This window comes from Candidatus Magnetobacterium casense (assembly GCF_019173545.1).
In the GTDB taxonomy this organism is placed as follows: domain Bacteria; phylum Nitrospirota; class Thermodesulfovibrionia; order Thermodesulfovibrionales; family Magnetobacteriaceae; genus Magnetobacterium; species Magnetobacterium cryptolimnobacter.
Genome location: NZ_JABXWD010000158.1, coordinates 1 through 7,816, shown reverse-complemented (window position 1 = coordinate 7,816; position 7,816 = coordinate 1). Strand labels below are relative to the sequence as shown.

Below are 7,816 nucleotides of genomic sequence, written 5' to 3'. Positions count from 1 at the left end.
GCCGTTGCCGTTATGGGTTGATCCTCCACGACGAGGACGACCACCCAGGCACCTACAAAACCAAACAATGGCGGTGGCTGCATGACCACGGTTGTTTGGGGTGCTACCTTTTGCCAGCGCTATAGCCTTAACTGTCGTGGCCCTGGTGATGTTGGTGGAGTCTTTGGAAAGAATAATACATCCACAAGTAATCCATTTTAATGAATCTATCAGCGTCGCAGTCTTTGGTCTGGTTGTCAATATAATAAGCGCTTTTCTTTTAAAAGAGGATCATAGTCATACTCATGAACATCCTCACGATCATGAGCATCATGATCATAACCTGAGAGCAGCCTATCTGCATGTTTTAGCGGACGCCATGACATCTTTGCTTGCCATTGCAGCACTGGTTTCAGGCAAATACTTAGGGTGGAATTGGCTTGATCCTATAATGGGAATAGTTGGTGCGGTTATCATTACACGCTGGTCGTGTGGGTTGTTGAAACAAGCAAGTCCAATATTGCTTGATGCAAGTATTGACAGAGAATATCAGCTTACAATTAAACAAGCTATTGAAAAAGATTCTGATAACAGGATTTCTGATATTCATATATGGAAAGTCGGAGCGAATCACTATGCGGCAATAATTTCTTTGGTAACGCACTTTCCTAAGACCACGGAACATTACAAAGGACTCTTGAGTAATTTTCAAAAATTATCTCATGTTGCAATCGAAGTTAATGAATGCAAGGATGAACCTTGTATCAAGCCAAATATAAATATCCTTAAACTATGAAAACATTGCAAATTCCTTTATCGAGAAGAAATCGGCCAACATAAAGGGCGACAAGGTAGGTGGTTTCACCATCCTCGACTCATCGGACACTAGGACCACGATGAACATAGCAAGTCACATCGCTCTCGGAGGAGATGGCAGGTGTCTCGGAGGAGCTCTCCAGACTGGCCGATTTATTACAGACGTCCGTGTCGTTTTTCAAAACCGACAGGTACGGCATCAGTAGAACCATGAAAGAAAGATTACTGATTCCAGATAAGACATGATGAATCGCACTTTTTTAGAACCTTGACATCCATTGAGAATAAATGGTATTTTATATTCATTATGAAAAAAGACTATAAAGACACACTCAATCTCCCGCAAACGGAGTTTCCCATGAAGGCAAACCTCATAAAGAGAGAGCCTCAAACCCTTTCCTTCTGGAAGGACAAGGCCGTTTACCAGCAGATGCTGCAAAAGAACAAGGACAACACAAGTTACATCCTTCACGACGGCCCCCCCTATGCAAACGGACACATACACATCGGCCATGCCCTCAATAAGATACTCAAGGACATGATCGTCAAGTACAACTCCATGAGGGGTCGCTACGCACCATACGTCCCTGGATGGGATTGCCACGGCCTGCCCATCGAACACCAGGTGGACAAGGAGCTTGGCAGCAAGAAGGCCGAACTGTCGGTCAACGACAGGCGTATGCGTTGCCGTAAATACGCAGAGAAATTCATCGATATCCAGAGGGATGAGTTTATACGCCTGGGGGTCTTCGGCAAGTGGGACACCCCGTATGTAACAATGGACTACGACTATCAGGCGACCATTGTCAGGGAGTTTCACAAGTTCCTGAACAAGGGTTACGTCTACAAGGGCAGAAAGCCGGTGCACTGGTGTTCCTCCTGCATGACGGCCCTGGCGGAGGCCGAGGTCGAGTACAACGACAAACGCTCACCTTCCGTCTATGTCCGGTTCAAGGTTGTGGCGGCAGACCTCCCGCGGATAACCACCGATGATAACATAAAAGCAATCTACATCGTCATCTGGACAACCACACCCTGGACGCTGCCGGCCAACATGGCCCTGGCGGTGCATCCGGACCTCGACTATGCCGTGATTGTCAATGACGACGCAAGTGCATACATAGTGGCAAGCGACCTCGTTGAGAGATTGAAAGACACGCTTAAACTGGGCAATGTGCAATATACAATCAAGGGCGGTGCCCTGGCAGGGATAACCACGGCACATCCCTTTGTTGACAGGACATCGGTGGTGGTAACGGCACCGTTTGTCAGCGCAGAGGATGGCACGGGTATCGTGCATATAGCCCCCGGACATGGCGAGGATGACTATGCGGTTGGCATACGGCACGGCCTTGACATCTATGCCCCGGTTGACAACGCCGGTAAATTTACCGCCGAAGGGGGCTTCCTGCAAGGTAAGTTTGTGCTGTCGGCAAACGAGGAAATCATCGAACTCCTAAGCAAAGGCCATGACCTCCTGCACAGAGAGGAGATCACGCACTCATATCCGCACTGCTGGCGCTGTAAGAGACCGGTCATCTTCCGTGCAACCGACCAGTGGTTTATCTCCATGCAGCGGGACGACTTAAGGACCCGTTGCCTCGATGAAATAGAGCGGGTCAATTGGATTCCCGCATGGGGCATAGACAGGATCAACGCTATGGTCAAAAACAGGCCGGACTGGTGTATATCCAGACAACGCTCCTGGGGCGTGCCCATAGCGGTGCTCAACTGCAAGGGCTGTGGCGAGGTTGTCACAGACCGGGGCGTCCTACAACTGATAACCGACAAGGTGCAGGCACAGGGGGCCGATGTATGGTTTGAACTCTCCGCCGATGCGTTTTTGCCACAGGGCTATGTATGCACCAAATGTGGCGGTAAGGAGTTTGACAAGGAAAGCGATATCCTTGATGTCTGGTTTGACTCGGGTGTGAGTCACCAGGCGGTGCTTGAGCGATTTGAGGGTCTGTCCTGGCCGGCTGACATGTACCTTGAGGGCAGCGATCAGCACAGGGGATGGTTCCAGAGTTCACTTATCACCTCCACCGGCGTAAGGGACAGGGCACCGTTTAAGACCGTCCTCACGCACGGCTTTGTCGTTGACGGCAAGGGCAAGAAGATGTCAAAGTCCCAGGGAAACGTCATCACTCCCATAGATATAATCAACCAAAACGGCGCCGATATCCTGAGACTCTGGGTCGCCGCCGAGGACTACAGAAACGACGTCAGGATATCAAAGGAAATTCTGGACAGACTTACGGAGGCATACAGAAAGATCAGAAACACATGCAGGTTTCTCATCGGCAACATCAATGACCTCGATAACGGCGACTACAGCGCCCACCTCAACGAACTCGACAGATGGGCCATGCACAGACTCCAGGTGCTCATCACGCAGGTGACAAAGGCCTACGACAACTACAGCTTCCATGAGGCCTTTCACTGCATACACAACTTCTGCATCATAGATATGAGTTCCTTCTACCTCGACATAATAAAAGACAGGGTCTACACCTTTGCCGCCACCAGCCCCCAGAGACGTGCGGCTCAGTGGACAATGAAAAAAACCCTGACAACGTTGACCGCCCTAATGGCGCCGATCCTCTCCTTTACGGCTGAGGAGGTCTGGCAGCATCTTCAGGACAAGGGGCATGACAGTATATTCCTGGTGGATTTTCCCACCCCCGACCCCGGCTTCACAGACGACGCACTTGACCAAAGGTGGCAGGCCCTGGTAAAGGTCAGAGACGTCGTAAACAAGGCCCTCGAAATAAAAAGGCAGGAACGGGTCATTGGCAACTCCCTTGAGGCAAGGGTCTGCCTCTTCTGCGAGGAACCATATATGTCGCTGATAAGCGATTACAAGGACTTCCTGCCAACCCTGTTTATTGTCTCACAGGCAGAGCTGCTGCCATATAGCCACATACCTGATGAAAGGATGCAACAGATGCACAAGGTCGATAACCTGGCAGTAGACGTTGTAAAGGCGGAGGGGCAGAAGTGCCAGAGGTGCTGGAACGTCAGTGTCTCCGTTGGCAGCTTGAGCGATGAGCCTGACCTGTGCAGTAGGTGTTACGATGTCCTCCGCGTCGGACAATGAGCACCGGTTTGATAGAAAAAATCATACGTGGCAGAGGAGGCTCCGGAAAATGGAAGTTTTATGCCATTGCAACGGTAATCTATCTGCTCGACCAGGGCACCAAGTTCTTGATAGTGCAGACGCTGCCCCTGCATGACTCAAGGGTGGTGCTACCGTTTTTTAACATCGTCTACGTCAGAAACATAGGTTCGGCCTTTGGGTTGTTTCAGGGACTTGGTAACGGCACCTTTATAGTGCTCTCCGTAGTGGCCCTGGTGCTGATTGCCGCACTTATCAGGATAAGTGACAATGACCTCTATGCGTTTTCTCTGTTGCTGGGCGGGGCAGCGGGCAACGCAACTGATCGGGTTGCAAGGGCATACGTGGTTGATTTTATCGACCTCTATATTGGCAGATATCATTGGCCTGCCTTTAACGTGGCAGATTCAGCCCTTACCGTGGGAATAGCGATGCTGATAATCAGTCAGTTCAGGGCAAAAACATAGCATGACATTATAATGCTTAGTCTCTAAGAAAAAAAACAGGAGTAATTAATATGGAAAAAATTGATCTGAAAAAAACTCTCAAACACCTGTATCATCCATCGGCAAAGGCGGCAGAGACTGTAGACGTACCACAGATGAACTTCTTAATGATAGATGGCGCAGGTGACCCGAACACAACAGAGGCATTTAAGAATTCCGCTGAAAGCTTGTTTTCGCTTTCATACACACTCAAGTTCATGTCCAAAAAGCTCCCTGCAGCCAAGGACTACACCGTTATGCCTCTGGAAGGACTTTGGTGGACGCAGGGGGAGCAGTTTGACGCCCAGAACAAGGACGCATGGCTGTGGACATTGATGATCATGCAGCCCGAGTACGTTACAAAGGCATTGTTTGAGGATGCCCTTGAACAGGCAAAAAAGAAGAAAACCCTCTCACGACTTAACAATGTAAGGTTTGAGACTTTCCAGGAAGGATTCTGCGCACAGATCATGCACAAAGGGCCGTTCTCTAGCGTAAACCAGACCATTGAAGTCCTGCACGGCTTCATCAGGGAGCAGGGCTATATAATCTCCGGCAAGCACCACGAAATATACCTCAACGATCCCCACAAGACACTGCCGGAGAACATGAAAACCGTATTACGGCAATCTGTCAAACCGGCATAATTAAAGCCAAGAGAAAGGCTAAACCAATCCGAAGGCGGCACCACAGGCGGCACCACTCATGCGTAAGGCCTCTTTTGTGCGATGACCACAAGCGATTCTCCGCAGTCATGTGGGATAAACAACTGCCCCGTGAGCACCTGTAATGCCGGCAGCGGGTAAAATATCAGTTTCTGTATCCAGATGGGCATGTCCTTGATATAGGGCACGTCCCAGAGGCCATCCGTACCGGTCTTAAGAATCCGCAGACCGGCCTTCCTGGTCAACTCACACCACGTCTTTGACGGCAACAGCGACACATGAGAGGGGTCCCCGTAGCCTGTCCACGTCCCCTTCCTCAACCAGTGTCCCAGGCCGGAGAGGTTGGGCACCACGAAAAACACTATCCCGCCCTCCCTCAGCAGCAACGAAAACATGGCCAACACCTCAGAGGGGTCGGCGATATGCTCCAATACATGTATAGCCGTGATGAGATCAAAGAACCCCTCCTGTAATGCCGCAGGTTCCGTGCATACGTGGATGCCTCCACTGATGTTTCGCACCACCCCCAGGGCATAGGGTGAGACGTCATAGGCATAAGGCTCATAGCCCCGTGTAAATTGCTTTATGAAGTGTCCCGTGCCACAGCCGTAATCCAGGACGCGGCCACTGCTTACGTATGACTTGACAATGCGGGCGTAAAAGCGCAACGCTATACGACTGTTATCCTGTGCCCTGGCCGCATAGTATGCCTTGTCGTAGGTCTGGTTGACCTGCCCGTGCATCAGAGGACGATTTCTGTCCCCACGCCCTTTTGAGTGAATATCTCCAGCAACAGACAGTGTGGATTGCGACCATCAATGATGTGTGTCTTTGTCACCTTGCTGTTGAGTCCCTGAAGACAGGCCTGCACCTTTGGCAGCATCCCACCTTTGATGGTACCCTCTGCGGCAAGCCCCTGGAAGTCATCGGCCCTGAGCGTGGATATGGTGGCGCCATCCTTGTCTATGATCCCGGGGACGTCGGTTAAGAGGATGAGTTTCTCTGCCTCCAGCGTCGAGGCAATGGCTGCGGCCACCAGGTCGGCGTTTATGTTGAGGGCCTCCGTGTCAGAACCGGTGCCAATGGGCGCCACCACCGGGATGAAACCACCCGATATCAGCGCCGTCAGGATCGATACATCCACGGCCTCCACCTCACCGACCAATCCCAGGTCTGCTCCACCCGTCTTTTTCCGTGCCTTTATAAATGAGGCATCCCTGCCGGTCAAGCCCACGGCCTTGCCACCGTGACGGTTGATCAGCGACACGATCTCCTTGTTTATGGACCCGCCCAGCACCATCTCCACTATCTGCATCGTCTCTCTGTCCGTGACCCTGTGGCCATCGACAAAGACAGGTTGCTTGCCAAACCGCTGCATCATGGTCGTTATCTGCGGTCCGCCTCCGTGGACTATCACGGTGTTTATCCCCACGTAGTTAAACAAGACAATGTCACCGGCAAACAAATCCTTGAGGTCATCCCTGCTCTGGGCAGAGCCTCCGTACTTGATGACAAACGTCTTCTTATAGAAATTTCTTATATATGGCAGCGCCTCTATGAGTATCTCTGCCTTAGCTACCAGGTCTTCCAAAATGCCCTTCCTTTCGTACTTTGGCAGTCCTGCGCAAGCGGCAATGACCGTAAACGTAACATTCGCATCTGAATCCTGTTCTATGTCTTCAGGTACTCGGTGTACTTTGCGGCCTTGCCCCTTACGACGTCTGCCGGGTACTTGTCTCTGTTGTGCCGGAGTTTTTCCATAGCCGCTTCCAGCGGATCGATGTCAAACTTATCGGCCAGGTTCGTCAGATAGATAAAGACATCCCCTATCTCTTCCCTGAGATGCCTCAACTTATCTGCATCCAGGGTTGTGCTCTCTTGTTCCTTCAACCACTGAAATATCTCCACTACTTCGGCAACCTCCACGCTCAGGGCCATTGCCAGGTTTTTGGGGGTGTGAAACTTATCCCAATCCCTCTGTCTGGCAAACTCCCTCAACTCTTTTCTCAAATCGCCAATTGTCACTTGTAATCAACACCTCGCCACATTTTAATATACACGTTGCTTGACCAACGTACCCGAACTAGGGTAAAGTAAATGGACAAGATTGTCAATATAAAAAAGTTAAGGAGAAATAAGTGAACGTGCCATGTGTCCAACAACGTGGATTTGTCGTGTATGTGCAGGGCATTGCACGCAACTTTTCTCTCTGAGATGCTGGCAGGGCTGACGGGCAATTTTGGTACGGGCAAGAGTACGGTCCTGGGGTTGTTCAGGGCGCTGGGGGCCGTGACCGTCAGTGCTGATGAGATAGTCCACAGGCTCTTGGGGCTTGATGCCATCAAGGGTGAACTTGTGGCTGTTGCCGGTGACATACTGGCTCAGGACGGTAAGATAGACAAGCGGAAGATGGCCGGGGTCGTGTTCTCGGACGCTGCGATCAGAGCCGGGGTTGAGGCAATTATACATCCACACGTGATGAGGGAAATTAAGGAGTTGCATGGGCGTAATGCCGGGGGCATAGTGGTGGCGGAGATTCCACTGCTCTTTGAGGGCGGTTTTGAAAGAGACGTTGATGTAACGATCACGGTTATCAGCACGGCAGAGGCGATCAACCAGAGGCTCATCCGGAAAGGCTATTCGCAGCAAGAGGCAGCTCGTCGTCTGGCAGCCCAGATGGCTGGCGGCAAAAAGGCGCAGATGTCCACCTACGTCATTGATAACTCTTCAACCTTAGATATCCTGCAGAGGCA

General features: G+C 51.0%; 9 protein-coding genes. 6 read left to right on the top strand and 3 right to left on the bottom strand.

Annotated features, from left to right (window positions below):
• Positions 1 to 100: 100 nt before the first annotated feature.
• From dmeF to HWQ67_RS09655, 5 genes are all read left to right on the top strand, one after another.
• Complete coding sequence (gene dmeF / locus HWQ67_RS09670; RefSeq protein WP_320414562.1) at positions 101 to 775, top strand: CDF family Co(II)/Ni(II) efflux transporter DmeF; 675 nt, start codon at positions 101 to 103, stop codon at positions 773 to 775.
• Between the two features lie 134 nt (positions 776 to 909).
• Positions 910 to 1,041 (top strand): hypothetical protein, encoded by a 132-nt coding sequence (locus HWQ67_RS19935; protein WP_255317207.1) that lies wholly within the window; start codon positions 910 to 912, stop codon positions 1,039 to 1,041.
• A 61-nt stretch (positions 1,042 to 1,102) separates the two neighbouring features.
• The gene (gene ileS, locus HWQ67_RS09665; RefSeq protein ID WP_218252482.1) at positions 1,103 to 3,895 is read left to right on the top strand and encodes an isoleucine--tRNA ligase; all 2,793 of its coding nucleotides are present in this window, start codon (positions 1,103 to 1,105) and stop codon (positions 3,893 to 3,895) included.
• A gap of 8 nt (positions 3,896 to 3,903) precedes the next feature.
• Entirely contained in the window at positions 3,904 to 4,380 is a 477-nt protein-coding gene (lspA, locus tag HWQ67_RS09660) for a signal peptidase II (protein WP_218252481.1), read from the top strand.
• 50 nt (positions 4,381 to 4,430) lie between these two features.
• Positions 4,431 to 5,045: a GyrI-like domain-containing protein gene (locus HWQ67_RS09655; RefSeq protein ID WP_218252480.1), complete on the top strand. Its 615-nt coding sequence runs from the start codon at positions 4,431 to 4,433 to the stop codon at positions 5,043 to 5,045.
• A 56-nt stretch (positions 5,046 to 5,101) separates the two neighbouring features.
• Here the strand turns inward: HWQ67_RS09655 and HWQ67_RS09650 are convergent, their stop codons facing one another.
• From HWQ67_RS09650 to HWQ67_RS09640, 3 genes are all read right to left on the bottom strand, one after another.
• Entirely contained in the window at positions 5,102 to 5,806 is a 705-nt protein-coding gene (locus HWQ67_RS09650) for a class I SAM-dependent methyltransferase (protein WP_218252479.1), read from the bottom strand.
• Entirely contained in the window at positions 5,806 to 6,654 is an 849-nt protein-coding gene (argB, locus tag HWQ67_RS09645; protein WP_218252478.1) for an acetylglutamate kinase, read from the bottom strand. The genes HWQ67_RS09650 and argB overlap by 1 nt, the downstream gene beginning before the upstream one ends.
• An 80-nt stretch (positions 6,655 to 6,734) precedes the next feature.
• Positions 6,735 to 7,088: a nucleotide pyrophosphohydrolase gene (locus HWQ67_RS09640; protein ID WP_218252477.1), complete on the bottom strand. Its 354-nt coding sequence runs from the start codon at positions 7,086 to 7,088 to the stop codon at positions 6,735 to 6,737.
• A 165-nt stretch (positions 7,089 to 7,253) separates the two neighbouring features.
• Here HWQ67_RS09640 and coaE point away from each other — a divergent pair.
• A partial coding sequence (gene coaE / locus HWQ67_RS09635) for a dephospho-CoA kinase (RefSeq protein ID WP_218252476.1) occupies positions 7,254 to 7,816 on the top strand: 563 nt, incomplete at its 3' end.

What these genes read in the sequence shown, in the direction of transcription:
- HWQ67_RS09655 (WP_218252480.1), top strand. Translation starts at nt 4,431, where the DNA reads ATGGAAAAAATTGATCTGAAAAAAACTCTCAAACACCTGTATCATCCA.
- HWQ67_RS19935 (WP_255317207.1), top strand. Translation starts at nt 910, where the DNA reads ATGGCAGGTGTCTCGGAGGAGCTCTCCAGACTGGCCGATTTATTACAG.
- ileS (WP_218252482.1), top strand. Translation starts at nt 1,103, where the DNA reads ATGAAAAAAGACTATAAAGACACACTCAATCTCCCGCAAACGGAGTTT.
- HWQ67_RS09650 (WP_218252479.1), bottom strand. Translation starts at nt 5,806, where the DNA reads ATGCACGGGCAGGTCAACCAGACCTACGACAAGGCATACTATGCGGCC.